At 55.0% G+C, this 23751-nt stretch carries 21 protein-coding genes; 1 reads left to right on the forward strand and 20 read right to left on the reverse strand.

What is annotated here, in order from left to right; translation table 11 throughout:
* Positions 1-2 precede the first annotated feature (2 nt).
* Complete coding sequence (gene yacG, locus ACTJJI_RS10335) at positions 3-197, forward strand: DNA gyrase inhibitor YacG (protein WP_003856332.1); 195 nt, start codon at positions 3-5, stop codon at positions 195-197.
* 34 nt (positions 198-231) lie between these two features.
* Here the strand turns inward: yacG and mutT are convergent, their stop codons facing one another.
* The 20 genes from mutT to cra all read right to left on the reverse strand — a co-directional run bounded on the left by mutT (position 232) and on the right by cra (position 23688).
* Positions 232-624 (reverse strand): 8-oxo-dGTP diphosphatase MutT, encoded by a 393-nt coding sequence (mutT, locus tag ACTJJI_RS10340; protein WP_014830654.1) that lies wholly within the window; start codon positions 622-624, stop codon positions 232-234.
* A gap of 56 nt (positions 625-680) precedes the next feature.
* On the reverse strand, positions 681-3386 hold the full coding sequence (gene secA / locus ACTJJI_RS10345) for a preprotein translocase subunit SecA (protein ID WP_013095581.1): 2706 nt from the start codon (positions 3384-3386) through the stop codon (positions 681-683).
* 59 nt (positions 3387-3445) lie between these two features.
* Entirely contained in the window at positions 3446-3949 is a 504-nt protein-coding gene (gene secM / locus ACTJJI_RS10350; RefSeq protein WP_323282584.1) for a secA translation cis-regulator SecM, read from the reverse strand.
* A gap of 280 nt (positions 3950-4229) precedes the next feature.
* Positions 4230-5147 (reverse strand): UDP-3-O-acyl-N-acetylglucosamine deacetylase, encoded by a 918-nt coding sequence (gene lpxC / locus ACTJJI_RS10355; protein ID WP_013095578.1) that lies wholly within the window; start codon positions 5145-5147, stop codon positions 4230-4232.
* A 101-nt stretch (positions 5148-5248) separates the two neighbouring features.
* Positions 5249-6400: a cell division protein FtsZ gene (gene ftsZ, locus ACTJJI_RS10360; protein WP_008501978.1), complete on the reverse strand. Its 1152-nt coding sequence runs from the start codon at positions 6398-6400 to the stop codon at positions 5249-5251.
* Positions 6401-6463: 63 nt separating this feature from the next.
* Positions 6464-7720 carry a cell division protein FtsA gene (ftsA, locus tag ACTJJI_RS10365; protein ID WP_006173845.1) on the reverse strand — a complete coding sequence of 419 codons (1257 nt, stop codon included), beginning with the start codon at positions 7718-7720 and terminating at the stop codon, positions 6464-6466.
* A complete protein-coding gene (ftsQ, locus tag ACTJJI_RS10370) occupies positions 7717-8559 on the reverse strand; it encodes a cell division protein FtsQ (protein ID WP_014830652.1) in 843 nt (280 codons plus the stop codon). Before ftsQ ends, ftsA begins: the two co-directional genes overlap by 4 nt.
* Position 8560: 1 nt before the next feature.
* Positions 8561-9481: a D-alanine--D-alanine ligase gene (locus ACTJJI_RS10375; protein WP_014830651.1), complete on the reverse strand. Its 921-nt coding sequence runs from the start codon at positions 9479-9481 to the stop codon at positions 8561-8563.
* Complete coding sequence (gene murC, locus ACTJJI_RS10380; protein ID WP_046889330.1) at positions 9474-10949, reverse strand: UDP-N-acetylmuramate--L-alanine ligase; 1476 nt, start codon at positions 10947-10949, stop codon at positions 9474-9476. The genes ACTJJI_RS10375 and murC overlap by 8 nt, the downstream gene beginning before the upstream one ends.
* Positions 10950-11006: 57 nt before the next feature.
* The gene (gene murG / locus ACTJJI_RS10385; RefSeq protein ID WP_046889331.1) at positions 11007-12071 is read right to left on the reverse strand and encodes an undecaprenyldiphospho-muramoylpentapeptide beta-N-acetylglucosaminyltransferase; all 1065 of its coding nucleotides are present in this window, start codon (positions 12069-12071) and stop codon (positions 11007-11009) included.
* Entirely contained in the window at positions 12068-13312 is a 1245-nt protein-coding gene (gene ftsW, locus ACTJJI_RS10390; RefSeq protein ID WP_428183797.1) for a cell division protein FtsW, read from the reverse strand. Before ftsW ends, murG begins: the two co-directional genes overlap by 4 nt.
* On the reverse strand, positions 13312-14628 hold the full coding sequence (gene murD, locus ACTJJI_RS10395) for a UDP-N-acetylmuramoyl-L-alanine--D-glutamate ligase (protein WP_440653950.1): 1317 nt from the start codon (positions 14626-14628) through the stop codon (positions 13312-13314). Before murD ends, ftsW begins: the two co-directional genes overlap by 1 nt.
* A 2-nt stretch (positions 14629-14630) precedes the next feature.
* Entirely contained in the window at positions 14631-15713 is a 1083-nt protein-coding gene (gene mraY / locus ACTJJI_RS10400; protein ID WP_008501985.1) for a phospho-N-acetylmuramoyl-pentapeptide-transferase, read from the reverse strand.
* Complete coding sequence (murF, locus tag ACTJJI_RS10405; RefSeq protein ID WP_440653952.1) at positions 15707-17065, reverse strand: UDP-N-acetylmuramoyl-tripeptide--D-alanyl-D-alanine ligase; 1359 nt, start codon at positions 17063-17065, stop codon at positions 15707-15709. The genes mraY and murF overlap by 7 nt, the downstream gene beginning before the upstream one ends.
* A complete protein-coding gene (gene murE, locus ACTJJI_RS10410) occupies positions 17062-18549 on the reverse strand; it encodes a UDP-N-acetylmuramoyl-L-alanyl-D-glutamate--2,6-diaminopimelate ligase (protein ID WP_047360414.1) in 1488 nt (495 codons plus the stop codon). The genes murF and murE overlap by 4 nt, the downstream gene beginning before the upstream one ends.
* Entirely contained in the window at positions 18536-20302 is a 1767-nt protein-coding gene (locus ACTJJI_RS10415; protein ID WP_014830644.1) for a peptidoglycan glycosyltransferase FtsI, read from the reverse strand. Before ACTJJI_RS10415 ends, murE begins: the two co-directional genes overlap by 14 nt.
* 15 nt (positions 20303-20317) lie before the next feature.
* The gene (gene ftsL, locus ACTJJI_RS10420) at positions 20318-20683 is read right to left on the reverse strand and encodes a cell division protein FtsL (RefSeq protein WP_014830643.1); all 366 of its coding nucleotides are present in this window, start codon (positions 20681-20683) and stop codon (positions 20318-20320) included.
* Positions 20680-21621, reverse strand: coding sequence for a 16S rRNA (cytosine(1402)-N(4))-methyltransferase RsmH (gene rsmH / locus ACTJJI_RS10425; protein ID WP_063426372.1), 942 nt, complete (start codon positions 21619-21621; stop codon positions 20680-20682). The genes ftsL and rsmH overlap by 4 nt, the downstream gene beginning before the upstream one ends.
* A 2-nt stretch (positions 21622-21623) precedes the next feature.
* On the reverse strand, positions 21624-22082 hold the full coding sequence (gene mraZ, locus ACTJJI_RS10430; protein WP_014830641.1) for a division/cell wall cluster transcriptional repressor MraZ: 459 nt from the start codon (positions 22080-22082) through the stop codon (positions 21624-21626).
* A 601-nt stretch (positions 22083-22683) separates the two neighbouring features.
* On the reverse strand, positions 22684-23688 hold the full coding sequence (cra, locus tag ACTJJI_RS10435) for a catabolite repressor/activator (RefSeq protein WP_440653956.1): 1005 nt from the start codon (positions 23686-23688) through the stop codon (positions 22684-22686).
* Between the last annotated feature and the right edge of the window lie 63 nt (positions 23689-23751).

Here is a 23751-nt window from a genome sequence, read left to right on the forward strand (position 1 = left end):
CTATGTCTGATGTCACCACCGTAAACTGCCCAACCTGTGGCAAAACTGTTGTCTGGGGAGAGGTAAGTCCGTTTCGCCCATTCTGCTGTAAGCGCTGTCAGTTAATTGACCTGGGCGAATGGGCGGCGGAGGAGAAACGCATTCCAAGTGAAGGCGATCTCTCGGATAGCGATGACTGGAGCGAGAACCAGCAGTAAAGTTCAAAGCCTGCTGGCGTTTCGCTTCGCAGGCCTACTGGTTGCCCGTTAGACGGGATATGACGGGCGCATTTGCCGGAGGAAATTTTTCGGCATCACTCGCGTGAAGCGAAACCCAGCCACCCGGTTGTCCCTCTTTCCCCCAGGGTTCCCCCTCCCAGCTTTCCACAAGCCAGAACCACAGCGTGATGTGACGATCCGGAAACTGGTATTCCAGCTTATCAAACAGCGTTGCGCCAATTGGAGTAATGCCGACCTCTTCCTGCAGCTCACGTACCAGCGCCTGCTCTGGCGTTTCACCGGACTCGATTTTCCCGCCGGGAAACTCCCACTTGTTTGCCATGTGGGCGTCAGCGGCACGTTGCGTAATAAAGATTTGGTTTTGCGGGTTGCGAATAATCCCGACGGCAATTTGCAGTATTTTCATATTGTCACTTCCATAAAAAAGGCGCAGATTTCTGCGCCTTTTCGTTTTTTATGAACTTAGCTCAGACGGCCGTGGCACGCCTTATATTTTTTACCGGAACCGCATGGGCACGGATCGTTACGCCCCACTTTGCGATCGCCGGTCTGCGCGGCAATCGCCGCTGCGGCTTCGCTATCGTCAGTCTGGTGGCTGAGCTGCTGCATCTGTGCCAGACGCTCAGCTTCCTCACGACGCTGCTGCTCCATCGCTTCCACTTCTTCCGGCATACGCACCTGCACTTTGCTCAGGGTGCTGATAACTTCATATTTCAGCGATTCCAGCATGGAGGCAAACATAGAGAAGGATTCGCGCTTGTACTCCTGCTTAGGATCTTTCTGCGCATAGCCACGCAGGTGGATCCCCTGACGCAGGTAGTCCATCGCCGCCAGGTGCTCTTTCCACAGTGAGTCCAGCGTCTGCAGCATCACTCCTTTTTCGAAGTGACGCATCATCTCTGCGCCCACAACCTCTTCCTTACGCTTATATACCTCCAGCGCGGTTTCGTAGATACGTTCGCGCAGGGTCTCTTCGTGCAGCTCAGGCTCTTTATCCAGCCACTCTTTGATTGGCAGGTCGAGGTCGAAATCGTTTTTCAGGCGCTCCTGAAGGCCTTCGATATCCCACATCTCTTCCAGAGACTGAGGCGGAATGTGCGCATCGATAGTCGCTTTGAACACATCTTCACGAATGCTGTTGATGGTTTCGCTCACGTCGGATACGTCCAGCAGTTCGTTACGCTGGGTATAGATAGCACGACGCTGATCGTTGGCGACGTCGTCATATTCCAGCAGCTGCTTACGAATATCGAAGTTGCGGCTTTCCACTTTACGCTGCGCGTTGGCAATCGCTTTGGTCACCCATGGGTGCTCAATGGCTTCACCTGGTTTCATCCCCAGCTTACGCATCATGCCGGAAACACGGTCAGAGGCGAAGATACGCATCAGGGCATCTTCCATCGACAGATAGAAGCGGGAAGAACCGGCATCACCCTGACGACCTGCACGACCACGCAGCTGGTTATCGATGCGACGTGATTCGTGACGCTCAGTACCAATGATGTGCAGACCACCAGATGCCAGAACCGCGTCATGACGCACCTGCCAGTCGGCTTTGATCTGCGCAATCTGCTCCGGCGTTGGGTTTTCCAGCTCAGCCACTTCGGCCTGCCAGCTACCGCCCAGCATAATATCGGTACCACGACCCGCCATGTTGGTGGCGATGGTCACGGCCGCCGGATAACCCGCCTGCGCAACGATATCTGCTTCTTTGGCGTGGAATTTGGCATTCAGTACGTTGTGCTTGATACCCGCTTTGGTCAGCTCATTAGACACCACCTCGGATTTCTCGATGGAGATGGTCCCCACCAGAACCGGCTGGCCTTTAGCAGTACGTTCGCGAATATCTTCAATGATTGCCTGAATTTTTTCCGCTTCGGTCATGTAGACCAGGTCCGGCATGTCCTTACGGATCATTGGACGGTTGGTTGGAACGACAACGGTATCCAGTTTGTAGATGGAGCTGAATTCAAACGCTTCGGTATCTGCTGTACCGGTCATCCCTGCCAGCTTCTCGTACAGACGGAAGTAGTTCTGGAAGGTGATTGACGCCAGCGTCTGGTTTTCGTTTTGAATATCCACGCCTTCTTTGGCTTCAACGGCCTGGTGCAGACCGTCAGACCAGCGACGACCCTGCATGGTACGGCCGGTGTGCTCATCAACGATGATGACTTCGCCGTCTTTGACGATGTAATCGACGTCACGAGTGAACAGCGCATGAGCGCGCAGTGCGGCAGTCACGTGGTGCATCAGCATGATGTTGCTCGGGGAGTAGAGAGACTCGCCCTCTTCCATGATGCCTTCAGCCACTAACAGCTCTTCAATTTTAACCAGACCGCGTTCGGTCAGGTTCACCTGGCGCGCTTTTTCATCGACGGAGAAGTGACCTTCGCCCTGGAAGGTATCGGAGTCTTCTTTCTCCTGACGTAGCAGGTGCGGAATGATTTTGTCGACTTTACGGTACATATCAGAGCTGTCTTCGGCCGGGCCGGAGATGATCAGCGGGGTACGCGCTTCATCGATCAGGATGGAGTCCACCTCATCCACCAGCGCATAGTGCAGTTTACGCTGCACGCGTTCTTCAGGGCTGAACGCCATGTTGTCACGCAGGTAGTCGAAGCCATATTCGTTGTTGGTACCGTAGGTGATATCGGCGTTATACGCTTCGCGCTTGGCAGGCGCAGGAAGGCCGGACATGTTGATGCCGACGGTCATCCCCAGAAATTCGAACAGGGGACGGTTATTTTCGGCGTCACGCTGTGCCAGATAGTCGTTGACGGTCACGACGTGCACGCCTTTACCGGTCAGTGCGTTCAGGTACGCAGGCAGCGTTGCAGTCAGGGTTTTACCTTCACCGGTACGCATTTCCGCGATGCAGCGCTCGTTAAGCACCATACCGCCCAGCAGCTGCACGTCGAAGTGACGCATACCGAATACACGTTTACTCGCTTCACGCACAACCGCAAAGGCTTCCGGGATCAGGCTTTCTAAGGTTTCTCCTTTTTCCAGGCGTGCGCGGAATTCTGCGGTTTTCGCTTTCAGTTCGTCATCAGACAGCTTCTCCATCGCCGGTTCCATACCGTTGATGACAGCGACAGCTTTGCGCATACGGCGCAGGGTACGATCGTTACGACTACCAAAAACTTTGGTTAATAATTTGATTAGCATAATAAATTCTCAAACGCCCCATACTGGGCAGATAAATTAAGGTATTGAAAAAGGTTAATTTAACTGAGGCGTTGTGGCCCGGCGCGGATACCGTGAACCTGGCTTATCCACGTCGAGACAGAGAAAGTGGCGGGTGAAACCACGGCGGATTGTGCCGTCTGCTGAACGGTAACAGCAGGCTGGCTGTCCTGAGTCAACAGCGCGTTGAGCGTATCCAGCAGCGCTAGGTGTTGCGCCTGCACCGGTAGCGTCTCTTCAGCAACCGGTATGGCCTGCGGGGCCATTGCAAATGACAGATGGCGGATAACCGTGCGGATGGCGTGCTGCTGCCAGTAATCTACCGAAAAGTTAGGACGGCGGCTGGCTTCAAGCCACGCAAGATTGGTGAAATTAACGCGCGTGGTGAGATCGTGTTTGGTGGTTGACGCCTTTGCCGGTGTGGCAGCTTCAGCGCTGTTGCTGAGCGCAGGCAAGCCGAAACTCGCCGCGACCATCCCTAATAAGAGATGCGGCCAGAAGTAACGTCTGCCAAATTGTCGCCAGCGCGTCAGAATTCCGCTCACTTGCTCCACCACATAAGCCCGTCTTAAACAGGCTGATTTCAGTTATTCTTTTAAGCGCCCAGATATTACCACTAAAGCCAATACACAGCAGCAGGAATGACGTACTGCAGCGGGGAAAAACGGTCAAGAATGCAGCTAACGCACAGATTTTCTACGCCTGCCAAGCGAAAGGAGAAGCTGGGGGCAAATCTTAGAAGGGTACAAATAAAAACGACTGGTCTTCCTGGTCGGAGAGAGTACCAGGTTAACCAGTCGATTTTTTACGAAACGGCTTGAACCGTTACGCCAGAACCAGGCCAGGCGCTTTGAAGGCCAGTGGCAGTTCAGCTTCGTCTTCGAAGGTCACATACTCCCAGGCTTCCTGTTTTGCCAGGACGGCCTGCAAGAGTTTGTTATTCAGTGCATGACCGGATTTGAACGCGGTAAAGGCACCGATAATGTTGTGACCACACATGAACAGGTCGCCAATTGCATCAAGCATTTTGTGGCGAACGAATTCATCTTCGAAACGCAGACCGTCTTCGTTCAGTACGCGATAATCGTCAACAACGATGGCACAATCGAAGCTGCCGCCCAGGCACAGGCCGCGGGACTGCAGATATTCGATATCACGCATGAAGCCGAAAGTACGAGCACGGCTGATCTGGCGCATAAACGCATCAGCAGAGAAGTTCATCGCATAGCGTTGGGTGCTGGCATCAATCGCCGGATGGTTAAAATCGATGGTGAAGTCCAACGAGAAACCATTGTACGGTTTGAATTCAGCCCACTTGTCGCCATCTTCGACGCGAACGGTCTCTTTGATGCGAACAAATTTCTTCGCGCAGTTCAGTTCTTCGATGCCGGCATCCAGCAACAGATAAACGAACGGAGCAGCACTACCATCCATGATCGGGATTTCTGGCGCATCGACTTCAACAATAATGTTGTCGATACCCAGACCCGCCAGGGCGGCGTTCAGGTGCTCTACGGTAGAAATCCGCACGTCATGCTCGTTCACCAGACAAGTACAGAGCATAGTATCACGCACAGATTTGGCATCGGCCGGAAAATCTACCGGTGGATTCAAGTCGGTGCGACGATAGATGACCCCGGTATTGGCCGGCGCAGGGCGTAACGTCAGGGTGACTTTCTTGCCGGTATGTAAACCGACACCCGTCGCCTGAACGATACGTTTAAGTGTCCTTTGTTTGATCATCGTATAATCTCGCCAAATTAACTATCCAACCGAGAGTGTATATCACTAACGGTGGGCCAGTTTAGCACAAAGAGCGGAAATCCCCAAATTCCAGCCAATTCTTAGTCAGCTTGCTTACGCAGGAACGCCGGGATATCCAGATAATCTGGCTCTTTCGCCGTTTGCGGCGTTGGGTCATTAACCACTTTCGCGGCCGGTTTTTGCTCCTGAGTCAGAGGAGACATACCGTGCTGCTGGTAACGATCCATAACCGGCTGCTGAGTCTGCTTGTTGGTCACCAGAGTGATTTCAGGACGCTTGTCCATACCGATACCGGTAGCTACAACCGTCACACGCAGTTCGTCGTTCATTTCCGGGTCAAGGGATGTACCGATTACCACGGTAGCGTTGTCAGAGGCGAACGCACGGATGGTGTTACCCACGGTTTCGAACTCATCCAGACGCAGGTCAAAGCCAGCGGTGATGTTGACCAGCACGCCACGCGCACCCGACAGATCGATATCTTCCAGCAGCGGAGAAGAGATAGCCATTTCAGCCGCTTCTTCCGCACGGTCTTCACCGCTCGCCACGCCGGAGCCCATCATCGCGTAGCCCATTTCGGACATCACGGTGCGAACGTCAGCAAAGTCAACGTTCATCAGGCCAGGACGGGTAATCAGTTCAGCGATACCCTGAACCGCGCCTTTCAGCACGTCGTTTGCTGCGCCAAAGGCATCCAGCAGGGAGATACCGCGACCCAGCACTTTCAGCAGTTTGTCGTTCGGGATAGTGATCAGCGAGTCCACATGCTTGGACAGCTCGGTGATACCCTGCTCCGCGAATGCCATACGCTTCTTGCCTTCAAAGTTGAAAGGCTTGGTCACGACAGCAACGGTCAGGATCCCCAAATCTTTAGCCACTTCGGCCACAACAGGTGCTGCGCCGGTACCTGTACCGCCGCCCATACCTGCTGCGATAAAGACCATGTCCGCACCTTCCAGTGCCGCACGCAGGGCCTCACGATCTTCTTCAGCCGCATTGCGGCCCACTTCCGGGTTAGCCCCTGCGCCCAGACCTTTAGTGATGCCACCACCGATCTGAATCGTCTGGCCTACAGCCGTCTTACGCAGTGCCTGTGCATCGGTGTTAACCGCAAAGAATTCGACACCTTCAATGCGCTCGCGCACCATATGCTCTACGGCGTTACCGCCGCCGCCACCGACGCCGATGACTTTAATCACCGCGTCGTTGGTCAGTTCCATAGGTTCAAACATAATTTCTCTCTCCGTTGTGCCTGTCGCCCGAGACCGTTAATTCTCTCCGGTCTCTTAAAAAAATTAAAACTCTTTTCGCAGCCAGTTGTTCAGTCGTTTGACCCACGACCCCACTGAGACGCGTTTTTCCACTTCTGCTTCACCACTGAGATGGGATTCTTTCCCGTAGTGGAGCAGGCCCACAGCCGTTGAATAGTAAGGCTCCTGGGCATAATCCGTTAAACCGGTAATATTCAGCGGTGCGCCAATACGCACCTGCGTATGGAATACACGTTGCGCACAGGCCGCAAGACCTTCAATTTGCGCTGCACCGCCGGTTAATACAATCCCCGCCGCAAGATGATGTTTTACGCCCTGCTGGCGAAGCTGTTCCTGTAATTGCAAAATCTCTTCGTTGACCAGGTTGAGCAACTCGGTATAGCGTGGCTCAATCACCTCTGCCAACGTCTGGCGCTGCAGGCTACGCGGCGGACGACCGCCCACGCTTGGCACTTCAACGCTCTCATCTTTACCAACGATAGACCCCAGCGCACAACCGTGGCGCACTTTAATCGCTTCTGCATCGCTTGGCGGCGTACCAAACGCGTAGGCAATATCGCTGGTTACCACGTTCCCTGCGTAAGGGATTACTTTGGTGTGGCGCAGGGCACCGCCGGTATACACGGCCATATCCATTGTACCACCACCAATATCGACCACACAGACGCCCAGTTCACGTTCATCTTCGGTCAGCACGGAATAGCTTGCCGCCAGACCGGCGAAAATAAGTTGGTCAACTTTCAGGCCACAACGTTCAACGGCTTTTACGATGTTCTTCGCCATATCGTTGTGACATGTGATCAGGTGCACTTTTGCCTGCATACGCACGCCAGAAAGGCCAACCGGGTTCTTGATCCCTTCCTGGTAGTCAATCGCGTACTCTTGCGGAATCACGTGCAATACGCGGTGCTCATCGCGGACACGCACAGATTTCGCCGTGTGTACTACGTTTTCAACGTCTTCCTGCGTCACTTCTTCTTCAGAAATGGGCACCATGCCGATTTCGTTCTGGCAGCTGATATGCTTACCAGAAAGGGCCAGATAGACAGAAGAAATCTGGCAATCTGCCATTAATTCAGCCTGATCGATGGCGCGCTGGACGCATTTCACCACCGACTCAAGATCGTTTACCCCACCTTTATCCATACCACGGGACGGGCAGCTGCCCACGCCAATGATATTGACCATACCGTCGGGCAGAACTTCCCCTACTAAAGCGGCAACCTTCGCGGTGCCAATCTCCAGTCCAACTACCAGTTTTCTGTCCGTCGCCTTGATCATTGTTGTTCTGCCTGTACCTGTGCCTGATTCTGTTGCTGATTAGGTTCCTCGACCGGAGCCGGTACCCAACCGACTGCTGCGCCTGAGTCATAGCGCAAATCAACGTAGCTTATCCGTTTGCCGTCAGTCTGTGCCTGCTGCTGTAAAACCGGGTAAAGTTCTACGAAACGCGCCAGACGCTTCATTGTGTCGCCGCGGCCCAGGTTGAGCTTAATGCCATTCGTTAAGGTGAGCTGCCATGAACGGCGCGCCGTCATCGCTGCATCTTTTAACGTAAACCTGTCCTTCGCCAGCACTTGCCCCATCTCGCGAAAACCCTGTAACACTTCGTTTTCGCTGCCTTCAGGACCATACAACATCGGTAAATTTTGCTTGTTGACACGATCGGCCGGGACGCTGAAGGAATTTCCGTCTACGTCAACCATGTGCTGATCATTCCAACGCGCAATGGGCACATATTCAACCAGATGAATCTTCAATTCATCAGGCCATTGCTTTCTTACACTCGCCTGTTTTATCCACGGCAGACGTTCAATCTGACTCTGGATAATGTTGACATCCTGCGTCATAAAGGTGCCAGGCGACCCCAGTGCCAGAATCGACTGGCGAATATCATCGTTACGCGTGTAGTGGCGTTCACCGGTGACCACCAGCTTCGACAGCGGCAACCGCTGCGCATCTTCCATCCAGCCCAGTACCATCCAGCCGCTGATAAACACGGTGCACAGCACCCCGAGCAGGAAAATAATCCCTGCAAGACGCGTTCCATTACTCCGGCGTGAAGAAGAATATTCTTCCTCGTCATCGCGGTTGCGCGTGTTCAATGCAGCCTGAGACATATCAGCCCGCCTGGTCCAGAATACGTACGACTAACTGCGAGAAGCTCATCCCCGCCTGACGCGCGGCCATCGGCACAAGGCTGTGGCTGGTCATGCCTGGAGAAGTATTCGCTTCCAGCAAATAAAATTGCCCATCGCTGTCGAGCATCACATCAATGCGGCCCCAGCCACTGCAGCCAAGAACATTCCAGGCTTTAAGCACCAGGGACTGTAAATCGGCTTCACGTTCTGCTTCAAGACCTGCAGGGCAGAAATATTGCGTCTCGTCAGAGAGATACTTCGCCTCATAATCATAGAATACGCCTGCAGGTTGGATGCGAATCGACGGTAAAATTTCTTCGCCAAGCATCGCCACGGTAAATTCCGGTCCGCTGAGCCATTTTTCAATGAGAACTTCTTCATCGTGTTGAAATGCCAGCGCTAACGCAGCCGATAAATCGTCAGCTTTATCCACTTTGGACATCCCCACGCTCGACCCTTCACGGCTGGGCTTTACAATAACCGGTAAGCCCAGCTCAGCAATGCGTGTATTAACGCTATCCTGAAGGCCCATTTCAAATTCGCGACGCGTCAGCGCAACCCACGGCGCGACGGGCAAACCGGCGCCCTGCCACAGCAGTTTACTGCGCAGTTTATCCATTGAGATGGCGGAGGCCATCACGCCGCTGCCGGTGTAAGGCATACCGATTAAATCCAGCAATCCTTGCAGGGTACCGTCTTCACCGCCACGACCGTGCAAAGCAATAAAGACTTTATCGAAGCCCATGGCTTTCAGTTGCGTCACATCGACCTCTTTCGGATCGACCAGATGAGCATTAACGCCCCCTTCACGCAGGCCCGCCAGTACAGCAGCGCCTGAATTCAGGGAAACCTCGCGCTCAGCGGAGGTGCCGCCAGACAGGACAGCAATCTTATCAGCCATGATGCTCATCCTCCTGCGTTTGCGGCTTCAGTTTGATTTCAGCTAAGGTACGGGCGATTTTGCCGATATTTCCCGCACCCTGAATCAGAATCAAATCGTTACCTGTCAGTACCGGCGCCAGAATTTCGGCGACCTGAGCAGGATCAGAAACCAGAATAGGGTCTACTTTGCCGCGTCCGCGAATGGTTCGACACAGAGAACGGCTGTCCGCACCCGGGATCGGCGTTTCGCCCGCAGAATAAACATCCAGCATCAGCAATGTGTCCACCTGCGACAGCACGCTGGCGAAATCGTCGTACAGATCGCGCGTACGCGTAAAACGGTGCGGCTGGAAGATCATCACCAGGTTCTTCTCTGGCCAGCCCGCACGCGCCGCCTTGATGGTCGCGTCCACTTCGGTCGGATGGTGGCCATAGTCGTCCACCAGCATGGCTGTGCCCGGTTTGCCGTTCACGGCATCCAGCGGGAACTCACCCAGGAAGTCGAAACGACGCCCGGTTCCCTGGAAGCTTTCCAGCGCACGCAGGATCGCCTCGTCATCAATACCTTCTTCCGTCGCGACGGCCACCGCCGCGGCTGCGTTCAGGGCGTTATGACGTCCTGGAGCGTTCAGCGTCACGTGCAGGAGTTCTTTGTCCTGACGCGCCAGGGTGAAATGCCCCTGCGCACCAATCTGTTTGTACTCTTCCACGCGGACATCCGCGTCTTCGCTGAAGCCATAGGTGGTGATCTGACGACCAACCCGCGGCAGCAACTCGCGAATGACCGGATCGTCCACACACATTACCGCGCGTCCATAGAACGGCAGGTTGTGCAGGAAGTTGATAAAGGTCTGCTTTAAGTTCTCGAAGTCGCCCTGGTATGTATCCATGTGGTCAGCTTCGATGTTAGTGACAATCGCCACCATCGGCTGCAGATGCAGGAACGACGCATCGCTCTCATCTGCTTCCGCAATCAGATAACGGCTGTGGCCCAGACGCGCATGCACACCTGCTGCTTTTACCAGGCCGCCGTTAACGAAGGTCGGGTCGAGACCCGCTTCGGCATAAATACTGGACACCATCGCCGTCGTCGTGGTTTTACCGTGCGTCCCGGCAATCGCAATCCCGTGACGGAAACGCATCAGTTCTGCCAGCATTTCCGCGCGGCGGATCACCGGAATACGCGCTTCATGCGCGGCCACGATTTCCGGGTTATCAGAGGAGATGGCGCTGGATACCACCACCACACTCGCATCGCGCACGTTTTCAGGGCGATGGTTGAAATAGATAGTCGCCCCAAGCGACGCCAGTTGCTGCGTAACAGGGTTTGGCGCCAGGTCAGACCCGCTGATCTGATAGCCTTCGTTAGCTAACACTTCGGCAATACCGCCCATGCCAGCACCACCGATGCCAACAAAGTGAATGTGCCGGACGCGACGCATCTCGGGCACGATTGAACGCAGTTTTGCCAGTTGTTGTGTATTCATTCTCTAAACGCCATCGACTACTTAAAAATTCGTGCAGCGCAACACGCGCTGCGAGGGTTAAGCCTGGGCTGCCAGGCTCACTTCTTTTGCCACCCGTTCCGTTGCATCAGGAATGGCTGTCGCACGTGCGCGTTGCGCCATCTCCATTAATGCTTCTCTGTTCCAGCCCGCCAGGGTGGTGGCGACCGCATCGGCGGTAAATTGTGGCTGCTCAAAAATTTTCGCGGCACCGGCTTTTTCAAGCGGCAGCGCATTCCAGTACTGCTGACGGTCTTTGTGCTGGAACGGCACAAACAGGGCCGGTAAACCTGCAGCGGCAATTTCACTGACCGTTAATGCGCCAGAGCGGCAGACCACGACATCGGCCCAGGCATACGCTGCTGCCATATCGTCGATAAACTCTGTTACTTTGTGCTGCGGCTGGCCTTCTGCCGCATAAGCCTGCTCAACGGTCTGCTGAGCACCTTTTCCGCTTTGATGCCAGATTGTCACGGCATCACCCAGCTTTGCGGCAACCTGCGGCATCGTCTGGTTCAGGATACGTGCCCCCTGCGATCCACCGACGACCAACACACGGACCGGTCCTTCACGGCCAGCCATGCGGGCATCCGGTAACGGCAGCGCCAGTACGTCCACGCGCACCGGGTTACCCACGACGTCCGCTTTCGGGAACGCACCAGGAAACGCCTGCATAACTTTGGTGGCGATTTTCGCCAGCCATTTGTTGGTCAGGCCGGCGATACCATTCTGCTCATGTAATACGACGGGAATGCCCAACGACCACGCGGCAAGTCCCCCCGGACCTGAAACATAACCGCCCATGCCCAGCACCACATCAGGCTGAAAGCGCTTCATGATGCTGCGCGCCTGACGCCACGCGTTGAAAATGCGCACCGGCGCCAGAAGTTGGGCCTTAATACCTTTGCCACGAAGGCCAGAAATACGAATAAAGTCGATCTCAATACCGTGCTTCGGTACCAGGTCGGCTTCCATGCGGTCTGCGGTTCCCAGCCAGCGTACCTGCCAGCCCTGATCCATTAAATGGTGCGCAACCGCCAGCCCCGGGAACACATGTCCGCCGGTACCGCCTGCCATCACCATTAACCGCTTCGGTTGATTCATCGTGAACCTCGTGTAAACGCCTGGGCTTTCTCCAGACGCGTCTCATAATCTATGCGTAACAAAAACATGATGGCCGTCGACATAATCAACAGACTGGAACCACCATAACTGATCAACGGCAACGTCAGGCCCTTGGTCGGCAGCATACCCGCTGCGGCCCCGACGTTAACCAATGCCTGGAAGCTAAACCAGATACCAATTGAGCAGGCTAAGAAACCTGAGAAGCGGTGATCGATCTCCAGCGCTTTCCGCCCAATCGACATGGCGCGGAAAGCGACGAAGAATACCATTAATAGCGCTAATACCACACCGATATAACCCAGTTCTTCCGCAATAATGGAGAAGATGAAGTCAGTATGCGCTTCGGGTAAATACTCCAGTTTCTGTACCGAGTTGCCCAGGCCTTGTCCCCAGACTTCACCGCGGCCAAACGCCATGAGTGACTGCGTCAGCTGATAGCCACTGCCAAACGGGTCTTCCCACGGGTTCCAGAACGAGGTCACACGGCGGATACGGTAGGGTTCGGCGAGGATCAGCAGGACAACGGCTGAGATCCCCATCCCGATAATGGCGATGAACTGCCACAGTTTCGCTCCCGCCAGGAACAGCATCGCCAGCGTCGTTACAAACAGTACCACCACGGTACCGAGGTCAGGCTGTGCCAGCAGTAAGACCGCCAGCACCAGAATCACGCCCATCGGTTTCAGGAAGCCGCGGAGGTTGTTACGCACTTCATCCACTTTGCGCACCAGGTAGTTCGCCAGGTAGCAGAACAGGGACAGTTTGGTAAATTCTGCCGGCTGAATACGCAGCGGGCCAAAGGCGATCCAGCGCGATGCCCCGTTTACGGAGCTACCTACCACCAGGACGATCAGCAGCATAATGATCGAGGCGATCAGCATCGCGGTGCTGTGTCGCTGCCAGAACGCCATTGGCAGACGTAAGGTTACCAGTGCAAGACAGAACGCCAGGATGATGTACAGACCATCACGCTTGGCAAACAGGAAAGGATCGTTCGCCAGTCGCTGCCCGACGGGCATCGATGCTGACGTCACCATGATAAAGCCGACCGCCGCCAGCCCCAGGGTGAGCCAGAAGAGCGTACGATCGTACATAATCAGGCTGTCGTTATCTTTCTGACGAGAGCCCATCACCCAGCCTTTCAGTGCCGCAAACAACCACACCAGGATACCAAATCCTGGTAAGCGCGGCATTTTCAGGCGAGGGAGAGATAAACGCATCAGCCTAACTCCTTCGCCAGGCGGGTAAAGAGATCACCACGCTGTTCGAAATTCTTGAATTGATCGAGGCTGGCGCATGCCGGGGAGAGCAGCACCATATCGCCCGGCTTCACGCGAGGGGCAATCAGGCGCATGGCCTGTTCCATGGTTTCAGTCTGCTCGGCAATTTCAGGGCGCAGTTCAGCCAGTTCACTGCCGTCACGACCAAAGCAGTACAGACGGATGTTATCGCCAGAAAGATACTGTTTCAGTGAGGAGAAATCAGCGGATTTACCGTCGCCCCCCAGCAGCAGATGCAGGGTACCTTCAACCTGCAAACCATTCAGCGCGGCCTCAGTACTGCCTACGTTGGTGGCTTTGGAATCATTGATCCAGCGCACCCCGTTATGCTCCAGCGCCAGCTGGAAACGGTGCGCCAGACCGGTAAAGGTGGTTAACGCCTGCAGGCTGGAAGAGCGTGGCAGACCGACGGCATCCGCCAGCGCCAGCGCCGCCAGCGCATTGGTGTAGTTATGCTGGCCGGAAAGCTTCATCTCTTTCACGTTCAGCACTTTTTCGCCTTTCACGCGCAGCCAGGTTTCCCCCAGCTGGCGGTTCAAATGATAATCACCCATGGTGATACCAAAGCTGATGCAGCGCTCGTCGGCACCGCGTACCGGCATGGTCAGGGCATCATCGGCATTAACGACGCAGACCTTCGCGTTTTCATAAATGCGTAGTTTTGCGGCGCGATACTGCTGCAGGCCAAATGGGTAGCGATCCATATGATCTTCGGTCACGTTGAGGATCGTCGCCGCTGCCGCATGCAGGCTGGAGGTTGTTTCCAGCTGGAAGCTGGAAAGCTCCAGGACATACAGTTCATAGCCCTTGTCCAGCAGCATCAGTGCAGGCAGGCCGATATTTCCGCCAACGCCAACGTTCATGCCCGCCGCTTTCGCCATCTCCCCGACCAGAGTAGTGACGGTGCTTTTTCCGTTGGAACCAGTAATGGCGATAACAGGCGCCTGCGCTTCGCGGCAGAACAGCTCGATATCACCGACAATCTCAACGCCCGCATCGGCTGCGGCGCTCAGTGAAGGGTGCGCCAGCGCCATACCGGGGCTGGCCACAATCAGATCGGCTGCCAGCAGCCAGTCATCATTCAGACCACCAAGGTGGCGTTCAACCTGTTCCGGCAGTTTGTCCAGACCCGGCGGAGAAACACGCGTATCCATCACCCGTGGCGTCACGCCGCGCGCGAGGAAAAAGTCCACGCAGGACAGGCCAGTAAGGCCCAACCCGATGATAACGACTTTTTTGCCCTGGTAATCTGCCATGATTAACGTACCTTCAGCGTTGCCAGGCCAATCAGCACCAGCATCAGCGAAATAATCCAGAAGCGCACGATGACGCGCGGCTCTGGCCAGCCTTTCAGTTCATAGTGATGGTGAATCGGCGCCATACGGAAGATGCGCTGGCCGCGCAGCTTAAACGAACCGACCTGCAGAATCACTGACAGGGTTTCAACCACAAATACACCGCCCATGATCACCAGCAGGAACTCCTGGCGCAGCAGCACGGCAATAATGCCCAGCGCGCCACCCAGAGCCAGTGAACCGACGTCACCCATAAAGACCTGGGCCGGATAGGTGTTGAACCACAGGAAGCCCAGCCCCGCCCCGACAATGGCCGTACAGACGATCACCAGCTCGCCCGCGTGACGCAGGTACGGAATGTGCAGATAATTAGCAAAGTTCATGTTGCCGGTCGCCCACGCCACCAGCGCGAAACCTGCGGCCACGAAGACCGTTGGCATAATCGCCAGACCATCCAGACCATCTGTCAGGTTCACCGCGTTACCGGTGCCCACAATCACGAAGTACGCCAGCAGAATGTAGAACAGCCCCAGTTGCGGCATGACGTCTTTAAAGAACGGCACCACCAGCTCGGTAGCGGGAGTGTCTTTTCCTGCCAGATACAGCGCGAAGGCCACGCCCAGCGCAATCACCGACATCCAGAAATATTTCCAGCGGGCGATCAGACCTTTCGTGTCTTTACGCACCACTTTGCGGTAATCATCCACAAACCCAATGATTCCGTAGCCCACCAGCACAGTCAGCACGCACCAGACGTACGGATTGGATGGATAGGCCCACAGCAGCACGGAAACCACGATCGCGGTCAGGATCATAATCCCGCCCATGGTTGGCGTACCGCGTTTACTGAAGTGCGATTCCGGACCATCGTTACGCACGACCTGGCCAAAAGAGAGTTTTTGCAGACGGGCAATCATGCGCGGGCCCATCCACAATGAGATGAACAGCGCAGTCAGCAGGCTGACAATGGCGCGAAACGTCAGATAGGAAAAGACGTTAAAGCCTGAGTAATATTTGACCAAATGTTCGGCCAGCCAAACTAACATGTCCCGTTCTCCTGTAATGCGTGCACAACCTCTTCCATGGCGGCACTACGTGAACCTTTCACTAACACAGTCACCATTTGTTTTTCAGCAATCAACGCCTTCAGACGTTCAATCATTGCGGCTTTATCGGCAAAATGTTCGCCAACACCGCTGGCATGGCTAATCGCCTGGCTCAGTTTTCCGGCGCTCAGGACACAATCCAGCCCCGCCGCTTTCGCGGCTTCACCCACCTGGGTATGACAGGCTTCGCTTTCATCGCCCAACTCGGCCATATCGCCAACGACCATCACACGATAACCCGGCATTTCGGACAGCACCTGTACGGCCGCCGTCATCGAACCGACGTTCGCGTTGTAGGAGTCATCCAGCAGCAGTTTGTTTTCTGCAAGCTGGATGGGGAACAGACGCCCCGGTACGGCTTTTAAATTTGCCAGACCGGTTTTTATCGCGTCATGTGTCGCGCCTACAGCCATCGACAACGCCGCGGCAGCGAGCGCGTTGGCGATGTTATGGCGCCCGGGCAGTGGCAGCAGAACCTCAATGCCCCCCGTTGGGGTATTGAGTGTGAATTCCGTGCCATGCGAGGTCACATGGATATTGGTTGCGGTAAAATCACTGTTGGCCGCATTTGGCGAGAAACGCCACGTCTTACGCGAACCAATAATGCTCTGCCAGTTCAGCCAGTCATTATTGTCGGCATTCATAATGGCGATACCATCATCCGGCAGGCCGGTATAGATCTCGCCTTTGGCTTTTGCCACGCCTTCGAGTGAACCAAAGCCTTCCAGATGTGCAGCGGCCAGGTTATTCACCAGCGCGGCCTCCGGACGCGTCAGGCTCACGGTCCAGGCGATTTCGCCCTGATGATTTGCCCCTAATTCAATCACCGCAAACTCATGCTCTTTGGTGAGGCGAAGTAATGTCATCGGCACACCGATGTCATTATTTAGATTGCCTGCGGTGTAAAGTGTGTTACCGCACTGACTGAGAATGGCCGCCGTCATCTCTTTGACCGACGTTTTACCCGACGACCCCGTCAGGGCGACAACGCGAGCCGGGACCTGCTGACGAACCCAGGCAGCCAGCTCACCAAAAGCCAGACGCGTATCCTTCACCACAAGCTGTGGCAAATCGATAGCGAGTTTGCGGCTCACCAGCAGCGCACCTGCACCGTTTTCTTTCGCCTGTTCAGCAAAATCGTGGGCGTCAAAACGTTCGCCTTTCAGCGCCACAAACAGGCACCCGGCGGTCACTTTGCGGGTATCTGTTGTCACGGCGTCAATGGTGACGTCCTGACCATGCAACGTACCCTGCAGGAGAGTTGCCGCCTTGCCGAGCGTTAAGCTAATCATGCCACCACTCCCAACAGACGCGCTGCCGTTACACGATCCGAATAGTCCAGACGACGGTTGCCAACAATCTGATAATCTTCATGGCCTTTACCCGCCAGAAGCACAACGTCGTTCTCCTGCGCCTGCATAATGGCGTTGGTCACGGCTTCTGCACGGCCTTCCACCACGCGGGCACGTCCTGCGTCCAGCATACCGGCCAGGATATCGTTGATAATGGCGCGCGGCTCTTCAGTGCGCGGGTTGTCATCGGTCACAACCGGAATATCCGCGAACTGTTCGGCAATGGCTCCCATCAACGGACGCTTGCCCTTGTCGCGATCGCCTCCACAGCCAAACACGCACCAGAGCTTACCGGTGCAGTGCAGGCGTGCCGCTTCGAGCGCTTTTTCCAGCGCATCGGGCGTGTGAGCATAATCGACAACCACGGTCGGTTTACCTGGCGCACTGAACACTTCCATACGGCCACAGACTGGCTGCAGACGCTCTGCGGATTTCAGCAGTTCGGCCATCGGATAGCCCAACGCCAGCAATGTAGCCAGTGCCAGCAGCAGGTTGCTGACGTTAAAGGCCCCCATCAGGCGGCTTTCAATTTCGCCTTCCCCCCAGGAAGAGGCAAAGCGAATCGTCGCGCCGCTGTCATGATAATTAACCTCAACCGCCTTCAGCCAACGGCCATGGCAGTTCGGATTGATATGGTCATCCATCGACACCGCCACCGCATCCGGCAGCTTCGCAAGCCAGCGGCGCCCGACTTCGTCGTCAGCGTTGATGATGGCTTGTCCATAGTGATGCGTGGAGAAGAGCAGCCATTTCGCGGCCTCGTAATGCTCCATATCACCATGATAATCAAGATGATCGCGACTCAGGTTCGTGAACACGGAGGCGGCAAATTTCAACGCCGCTACACGATGCTGTACCAGACCATGAGAGGAGACTTCCATCGCCGCAAAGGTCGCGCCCTGCCCTGCCAGCCCGGCAATCACATGCTGCACGTCAACCGCGGAGCCGGTGGTGTTTTCCGTCGGGCTCACTTTACCCAACAGCCCATTCCCCACGGTGCCCATCACGGCGCCGGTTTCACCCAGCAGCTGCGCCCATTGCGCCATCAGCTGAGTGGTCGTCGTTTTTCCGTTGGTGCCCGTCACGCCCACCAGACGCAGTTGGTCTGAAGGCTCGTTATAGAAACGTCCCGCCAGTGCGGAGAGTCGCTCATTTAACTGGCTAAGATAGATAACCGGCACACCATGCATTTCACGGATTTCACCGTCGGTTGCCTCATCTTTAGCCTCAGCAATAATGGCAGCTACACCTTGCGCAATCGCCTGCGGGATATATCGACGCCCGTCCGCCTGATGACCAACTACAGCCACAAAAAGATCGCCGGAAGCAGCCACACGGCTGTCCAGTACCATCTCCCGTAGCGCTCGCTCAGGTGCATTTGGCACCCACGGAGCGAGAAGGTCGCGCAAATTACGATCTGCCACCTGTACCCTCGCCTTGATTAATTACAAATTCACTTTTTTCGCCCGTTGCCAGCGCATCCGGTTCAACGTTCATAGTGCGCAATACGCCGCCCATGATGGCGCCAAACACAGGCGCGGAAACGGCGCCGCCGTAGTATTTACCCGCCTGTGGATCGTTAATCACGACCACCAGCGCAAAACGCGGATTGCTTGCAGGCGCAACGCCTGCGGTATAGGCAATGTATTTGTTGATGTAGCGGCCGTCTGGCCCCACTTTTTTCGCTGTACCGGTTTTAATGGCGATGCGATAGCCTTTGATCGCCGCCTTCACGCCGCCGCCGCCAGGTAGCGCCACGCTTTCCATCATATGCACAACGGTACGAACGATAGATTCCGGGAAGATACGCTCGCCCGGAACCGGTGGATCAACTTTGGTAATTGACAGCGGGCGATAGACGCCATAGCTGCCAATCGTTGCGTAGACTCGCGCCAACTGTAACGGGGTTACCATTAGCCCGTAGCCGAAAGAGAAGGTGGCCCTCTCTATGTCAGACCACCGTTGTTTTTGAGGATATAAGCCACTGCGTTCTCCGACCAACCCCAAATTGGTCGCCTTTCCTAGCCCAAAACGTGAGTAAGTCTCTACTAACGCTGAGGACGGCATCGCTAACGCCAGCTTTGAAACACCGACGTTACTCGACTTCTGTAATACCCCGGTCAGGGTCAATTCGCTGTAGCGCGCCACGTCTTTGATCTCGTGGCCGTTAATACGATAAGGAATGGTGTTCAGAACCGTGTTCTCATTGACGATGCCGCGTTGCAGCGCCGTCATCACCACCATCGGTTTCACCGTGGAGCCGGGTTCGAACACGTCAGTAATGGCCCGGTTACGCATTGCATCTTTGGCGGTACCGGTAAAGTTGTTCGGGTTGTAGGACGGGCTGTTGGCCATCGCCAGTACTTCACCGGTGCTGACATCCACCAGCACGGCGCTGCCCGACTCCGCCTTGTTAAAGGCCACGGCATTGTTCAACTCGCGATACACCAGCGCCTGCAGACGCTCATCAATGCTCAACGCCAGGTTGTGGGCAGCCTGGCTGTCTGTGGAAGAGATATCTTCAATTACGCGACCATAGCGGTCTTTTCGCACGATTCGCTCGCCTGGCTGACCGGTAAGCCACTTATCGAAGCTTTTTTCTACCCCTTCGATCCCCTGGCTATCGACGTTGGTAAAGCCAATGAGGTGAGCAGTCACTTCGCCTGAAGGATAGTAACGGCGAGACTCTTCACGAAGATGAATACCCGGTAGCTTCAGTTTTTTGATGTAATCGGCCATGTCAGGGTTAACCTGACGCGCCAGATAGATAAAGCGCCCTTTTGGGTTGGCGTTAACACGGGAGGCAAGCTGATCCAGCGGCATTTTCAGGGCATCAGACAGCGCTTTCCAGCGGTTGTCGAGCGTAATACCGCCAGCATCGTGCAGCTCTTTTGGATCGGCCCAGATCGCCTTCACCGGTACGCTCACCGCCAGCGGACGGCCGGAACGGTCGGTGATCATTCCGCGGGATGTGGAGACTTCCTGTACGCGCAGCGAGCGCATATCGCCCTGCCGTACCAGCATGTCAGGCGCGACGATTTGTAGCCACGCCACGCGTCCCAACAGGAAGCCCAGCGCGAGTAAAATGCAGCCGCAAAGCAACGCAAAACGCCAACTTACAAAGTTGGCCTGTTCTTCCTGACGTTTTGGTTTTAGCGTTTTTGCCGCTGCTCTCATGCGTCGCGTTTTCCCTTATTTTTGTACTACGATATTTTCCTGGGAAGGATCAACATGCTGCAATTGCAGCTTTTCCGTTGCGATCCGTTCAACCCGGCTGTGATCGCCGAGCGCGTTTTCTTCAAGGATCAGATTTCGCCATTCAATATCCAGCGCATCGCGTTCCAGTACCATCTGCTCGCGTTGCGCAGTCAATAAACGTGTATGGTGGGCTGTAGTGACTACCGTTACTGCCGTCACAATGATGCAAATGAACAAGCAGAGTGGCAGCTTCCCAAACCGCAAAAGATCGTCGCCGATCACGCCAGGCAAGGCATGGCGCTCGTTGCTTCCTAACGAATCCTTAACTTTGCTTAGGGTCTCTGTCACTCTGCTGATCATGCGTTCGTCCTCTCTGCAATACGCAGCACTGAACTACGGGCGCGTGGATTCTCTGCCACCTCTTCTTCGCCCGGCATCAACTTGCCTAATGCTCGCAACTGACGGCCACCCAGCTTCCTGAGTTGTTCTTCCGTCATCGGCAGCCCTGCTGGAACCTGTGGACCGCGGCTTTGTTCACGCATAAAGCGCTTCACAATACGGTCCTCCAGCGAATGGAAGCTGATGATGGATAACCGCCCACCCGGGGCCAGCACGTCGAGCGAGCTTTTTAGCGCCAGCTCTATTTCCTCCAGTTCACTGTTTACCCAGATGCGCACCGCCTGGAAGGTACGGGTCGCGGGGTGTTTGTGTTTATCCTTCACCGGTGTTGCCGCCGCAATCACCTCGGCCAGCTCTTTCGTGCGGGTCATCGGTTCAACACGATTGCGCTCAACAATGGCGCGCGCGATGCGCTTGCCAAAACGTTCTTCACCAAAGGTTTTGATCACCCAGGCAATATCCGCTTCATCCGCAGTCTGTAACCACTCGGCGGCAGACTGACCGCGCGTAGGATCCATGCGCATGTCCAGCGGGCCGTCGCGCATAAAGGAGAAACCGCGTTCAGCATCATCAAGTTGGGGTGAAGAGACGCCAAGATCGAGAAGAATCCCGTCGATCTTGCCCGTCAGGCCGCGCTCAGCAACGTAATCTGCCAGCGCAGAGAAAGGTCCATGCACGATGGAAAAGCGTGGGTCATCGATGGCTTGCGCAACAGCAATCGCCTGCGGATCACGATCAATTGCCAGCAGACGTCCTTCCGCTCCCAGTTGGGAGAGGATCAAACGCGAGTGGCCACCGCGACCAAAAGTGCCATCAATGTAGATGCCGTCCGGACGAATATTCAGGCCGTTGACGGCCTCATCCAGCAACACCGTTGTATGTTTATAATTTTCCATCATATTTATAGAGACAAGTCCTGCAGCCGTTCCGACAATGTTGCGGAATCAGACTGCTCAGCGTCGATATCTTCCTTGACCTGTTGATACCAGGTCGTTTCGTCCCACAGTTCAAACTTGTTGAACTGCCCGACCAGCATCACTTCTTTGGTCAGACCGGCATGTTGCCGCAGCACGGGCGCAATCAGTAATCGCCCTGCACTATCCATCTGACACTCACTGGCATGTCCCAATAACAACCGCTGCACGCGGCGTTCCTGTGGGTTCATGCTCGACAGTCGCGACAGCTTTTGCTCAATAATTTCCCATTCAGGCAAGGGGTAAAGCAGCAGGCAGGGGGAGTTGATGTCAATGGTGCAAACCAGTTGACCCGAAGCGTTCTCGATCAGCTGGTCGCGGTATCGGGTTGGTACCGATAAACGCCCTTTACTGTCGAGATTGACTAACGTTGCTCCACGGAACATGCCAGTCTTACCCCTCCTCACCACTTTAACCCACAAATTCCCACCTAAAGGAGTTTACGGAGCGAGGGAAAAGCTTGTCAAGCCAGGACTCTCTCTATAGAAGCCCGAAAGCCCTCTATTTACAGAGATAAACAGTCCTGGTTAATAACTGCACAACTGGCGAGGCAAAATTAACGTTATGAATATTTGTAAGAAAAAAACCGAATATGCACACTAGCGTTAAGGCTCACTCAATATCATCGCAGCGAAATATAAAGTGTCAGTTTGCGACGCGGGCAGCATTTTAAGACATATTCACAGGGGATAACAGCGCCAGATTCACCACAGCACGCAATGAACGAACCGGCTGGCAGGCGAGCACGCCAGGGTAGGGGAAAAAACGTCTGAATATTCATCGACCGGGCAGCTTTGTAACAAAACAATACAAAGAGAGGCTTTATAAATCGTATAAATCTTCTTTCAAGGCCATTTTAAAAGGCCAAAAAGAATTAAAAAAATAGCAGATTCTGATTCCTAAGGAATCGTCCTAATTTTTCTCCGGGAATTATTCGACAGAATTATCCGGGCAAAAGAAGGGGGAGTTTTCACTCCCCCTCATTCATTAATGGCGGCTCAAAATTCCGCGACGGTAAAGATTACGTTTGATACGCGTCAGCCCCGGCTTCGGTTTACGCGGTTCATCCAGACTCGCCAGGACGATCTCCAGCACACGCTCAGCCACGTCACGATGGCGCTGCGCGACGGCCAGTACCGGGCATTGCAGGAAGTCGAGCAGTTCGTTATCACCGAAGGTGGCGATAGCCAGATCGGATGGCAGCTTACCGTCCCGACGCAAGGTAACATCCATTACGCCCTGCAGTAAGGCAAATGAGGTGGTGAACAGCGCCTGAGGCATCGGGTGGGTCTCCAGCCATTTCTCAAACAACTGCGCGGCGGCTTCACGCTCATAACTGTTGGCATAGAGGTAGTGAACCTCGCGCGGATCGTCTTTCCACGCCGTCCTGAAACCTTGCTCACGGAGGAAGCTCACGGAAAGCTCAGGCAGCGCGCCAAGATAAAGCACGGTTCCAGCCGGGAAGGTTCTCAGCTCCGCGGCCAGCATTTCCGCATCATCCTGATCGGCGCCGACGACACTGGTGAAGTGCTCTCTGTCCAGGGCACGATCCAGTGCGACAATCGGGAAGGGATCGTTCGCCCAGCGTTGATAGAACGGATGCTCTGGCGGTAAGGAGGTCGAAACAATGATGGCATCGACCTGACGCTGGAGCAGATGCTCAATACAGCGCATCTCGTTATCAGGCTGATCTTCTGAGCAGGCAATCAAGAGCTGATAGCCGCGCTGGCGAGCCTGACGTTCAAGATAGTTAGCGATACGGGTGTAGCTGGTGTTTTCCAGATCAGGGATCACCAGACCAATCGATCGGGTGCGCCCGGCGCGTAAGCCGGCTGCGACAGCATTCGGATGGTAGTTATGCTCACGAACCACCGCCATGACTTTCTCAACGGTTTTGTCGCTGACACGGTACTGCTTTGCTTTACCGTTAATCACATAGCTGGCCGTAGTTCGTGACACGCCGGCTAGCCGGGCGATTTCATCCAGTTTCACAATTGCCCCTTAAAAAAAGAAAAGAGTCCATGGCCCTGTCAAGGTTATGGTTAAATCTTTTAA

The organism is Enterobacter sp. 22466 (assembly GCF_052044775.1).
Lineage (GTDB): Bacteria > Pseudomonadota > Gammaproteobacteria > Enterobacterales > Enterobacteriaceae > Enterobacter > Enterobacter dissolvens.

Excerpts from the sequence above, each read along its gene's own strand:
- yacG (WP_003856332.1), top strand. The coding sequence starts at position 3 with ATGTCTGATGTCACCACCGTAAACTGCCCAACCTGTGGCAAAACTGTT.
- mutT (WP_014830654.1), bottom strand. The coding sequence starts at position 624 with ATGAAAATACTGCAAATTGCCGTCGGGATTATTCGCAACCCGCAAAAC.
- secA (WP_013095581.1), bottom strand. The coding sequence starts at position 3,386 with ATGCTAATCAAATTATTAACCAAAGTTTTTGGTAGTCGTAACGATCGT.
- lpxC (WP_013095578.1), bottom strand. The coding sequence starts at position 5,147 with ATGATCAAACAAAGGACACTTAAACGTATCGTTCAGGCGACGGGTGTC.
- ftsZ (WP_008501978.1), bottom strand. The coding sequence starts at position 6,400 with ATGTTTGAACCTATGGAACTGACCAACGACGCGGTGATTAAAGTCATC.
- ftsA (WP_006173845.1), bottom strand. The coding sequence starts at position 7,720 with ATGATCAAGGCGACGGACAGAAAACTGGTAGTTGGACTGGAGATTGGC.
- ftsQ (WP_014830652.1), bottom strand. The coding sequence starts at position 8,559 with ATGTCTCAGGCTGCATTGAACACGCGCAACCGCGATGACGAGGAAGAA.
- ACTJJI_RS10375 (WP_014830651.1), bottom strand. The coding sequence starts at position 9,481 with ATGGCTGATAAGATTGCTGTCCTGTCTGGCGGCACCTCCGCTGAGCGC.
- murC (WP_046889330.1), bottom strand. The coding sequence starts at position 10,949 with ATGAATACACAACAACTGGCAAAACTGCGTTCAATCGTGCCCGAGATG.
- murG (WP_046889331.1), bottom strand. The coding sequence starts at position 12,071 with ATGAATCAACCGAAGCGGTTAATGGTGATGGCAGGCGGTACCGGCGGA.
- ftsW (WP_428183797.1), bottom strand. The coding sequence starts at position 13,312 with ATGCGTTTATCTCTCCCTCGCCTGAAAATGCCGCGCTTACCAGGATTT.
- murD (WP_440653950.1), bottom strand. The coding sequence starts at position 14,628 with ATGGCAGATTACCAGGGCAAAAAAGTCGTTATCATCGGGTTGGGCCTT.
- mraY (WP_008501985.1), bottom strand. The coding sequence starts at position 15,713 with ATGTTAGTTTGGCTGGCCGAACATTTGGTCAAATATTACTCAGGCTTT.
- murF (WP_440653952.1), bottom strand. The coding sequence starts at position 17,065 with ATGATTAGCTTAACGCTCGGCAAGGCGGCAACTCTCCTGCAGGGTACG.
- ACTJJI_RS10415 (WP_014830644.1), bottom strand. The coding sequence starts at position 20,302 with ATGAGAGCAGCGGCAAAAACGCTAAAACCAAAACGTCAGGAAGAACAG.
- ftsL (WP_014830643.1), bottom strand. The coding sequence starts at position 20,683 with ATGATCAGCAGAGTGACAGAGACCCTAAGCAAAGTTAAGGATTCGTTA.
- rsmH (WP_063426372.1), bottom strand. The coding sequence starts at position 21,621 with ATGATGGAAAATTATAAACATACAACGGTGTTGCTGGATGAGGCCGTC.
- mraZ (WP_014830641.1), bottom strand. The coding sequence starts at position 22,082 with ATGTTCCGTGGAGCAACGTTAGTCAATCTCGACAGTAAAGGGCGTTTA.